Source organism: Mesorhizobium sp. M8A.F.Ca.ET.021.01.1.1 (genome assembly GCF_003998025.1).
Lineage (GTDB): Bacteria > Pseudomonadota > Alphaproteobacteria > Rhizobiales > Rhizobiaceae > Mesorhizobium.
The window spans coordinates 1-2,147 of sequence record NZ_RZSJ01000802.1; the positions used below are offsets into that span (position 1 = coordinate 1).

Here is a 2,147-nt window from a genome sequence, read left to right on the forward strand (position 1 = left end):
CTCGTCGGTCACTCGGGCTCGGGCAAGACCACCTTCGTCAAGCTCATCCAGCGGCTCTATGACGTGAACGCGGGAAAGATAGTGATCGACGGCCAGGATATCTCGCAGGTCGCCCAGGCGTCGCTACGCGGCCAGATCGCCATCGTCCAGCAGGAACCGATCCTGTTCCACCGTTCGCTGGCCGAAAACATCGCCTATAGCAGGCCAGGCGCCAGCCAAGAGGAGATCGAGCATGCCGCGAGACTGGCGAGCGCGCACGATTTCATCGCCAACCTGCCGAAAGGCTATGGCACGCTGGTCGGCGAGCGTGGCGTGAAACTGTCGGGCGGCGAGCGTCAGCGCGTGGCGATCGCCCGCGCTTTCCTGGCCGATGCGCGCATCCTGATCCTGGACGAGGCGACATCGAGCCTCGATTCGGAATCGGAGGTGCTGATCCAGCAGGCGATGGAACGGCTGATGGTCGGCCGCACGACGCTGGTCATCGCGCACCGGCTTTCGACGGTGAGGGCGCTCGACAGGCTGCTGGTGTTCGATCGCGGCAAGATCGTCGAGGAAGGCTCGCATGACGAGTTGATCCGCCTGAAGGGCGGCATCTACCGCCGCCTGTTCGAGCGCCAGGCGCTGGAACTGACCAAGGGCCTCATGGTCTGACCCGAGATGGCCTCCGGCTTAGGCTGGAGGCCATCTCCATCACGCGCTGCGAGACGTCCGAGCCCCTGTCACCCGGCATATGCCGGCTAAGCAAATCCGCCTGCGAAGTCCTTTTTCATATATCGAGATCGCGGTGTCTGTTTACGTTACCGACCGAGATTCGTTGCCTCTACTTTTGGTTGTTGTATGCTGAAAAAGCAACCCAAGCGGTCTTCGAAATGCATCTTGCTTCCGGAACTACTGGCGTGGAAAAGGTGGCTGCGCCATCGGTGCTGGGATCTCAGCACGGCTCGGTTCGGCCGCTCGCCGCCGAAGATCTCGAACGCGTCGCCGCACTCTTCCTGACGCAGTTTCGCCGGCGTCGCCGTCACCTCCTCGATCGCGCGATCGCGGAGACGGCCGAGTATATGAGAAAGATCTATCTTGACCCTGCCGGCCAGTCCGGTGAGAGCAGTGCCCTTGTCCAGATCAATCCGCAGGGCGATCTGGGTGGGTTCCTCGGCGTTCTGAAAACCCGTTACGAACTCAACGGAGCGGCATTGAATGCGGCGATCATCGGTCCGTTCATGGCCGACCCTGGCGCCGATCACGGCTCGGCCGGACCGCAATTGCTGCGCGCCTTGCATCAAGGCGAATTCGATCTGCAGCTGACGGATTCGGCCAACCGGGTATCCCTGGCCTTCGCGCGGCCGATGAAATACCAGCTCCTGCCGGTCCATTGTCTGGGATGGACCTATATCTTCCGGCCAGCCGCGATGGCGGCCGCCGCACTGCACCGCAAATGGCCCCGCCTGCCTCGCCTTGCACTCGAACCCTGCGCGAGGGCGTTCGATGCTCTCACGAAGCGAAGGTTCGAAGCGCCCGTCCAGCCTTCATCGTCGCATCGGGTCCATGCCGAGCCGATCAATGCCGCGCAATTTGCCGAGCGGCTGCCGGCCCTCCTGTCGGATTACGCTCTTCGGCCGAGTTGGAGGGATGGCGAGCTGCCGCGGCTGCTCGCATTGGCGGCCGAGAAGCGGGCCGACGGCCCGCTTCATTTTGGCGGGACTTACGACGGAACCGGCAGGATGCTCGGCTGCTATGCCTTCTACGGTCAAGCCGGCGACATGGCGAACCTGTTGCAAATCCAGGCGTCCGCACCTCACTGGGGCGCGACGCTGGATGGCCTTGTCGCCGCAGCGCGGGATATGGGCTGCGTGGGCATCAGCGGGCAGACCCAGGGCAGGTTCATGTCCCACCTCTTCGGTTATAGGAATCTCATCTTCCGCTATGCCGGGGGGACGATGGTCCGCTCGCGAATCGCCGAGGTCACGGAGGCGGTCCGCTCCGGCGACATCGCTATCGGCGGCTTGATGGGCGACCGCTGGACCCGCCTCAGTTCCGACGACTTCGGCCGCTGATCGCCTTCGACTTACCTCGTCGGGGGCGCCGCCGGCCATGCGCGGCCTGAGGCGCGCCCCGGCCCGGTCTTTTCATTCCAGCCGCCATGTTCTATG

The 2,147-nt window shown here is 63.8% G+C and carries 2 protein-coding genes; both read left to right on the forward strand.

Annotation, left to right across the window (positions count from 1 at the left end; all coding sequences use genetic code 11):
• On the forward strand, positions 1–651 hold a 651-nt coding region (locus tag EOA36_RS34095; RefSeq protein WP_127281089.1), incomplete at its 5' end, for an ATP-binding cassette domain-containing protein.
• A gap of 254 nt (positions 652–905) precedes the next feature.
• On the forward strand, positions 906–2,051 hold the full coding sequence (locus tag EOA36_RS34100; RefSeq protein WP_245464548.1) for a hypothetical protein: 1,146 nt from the start codon (positions 906–908) through the stop codon (positions 2,049–2,051).
• Positions 2,052–2,147 lie beyond the last annotated feature (96 nt).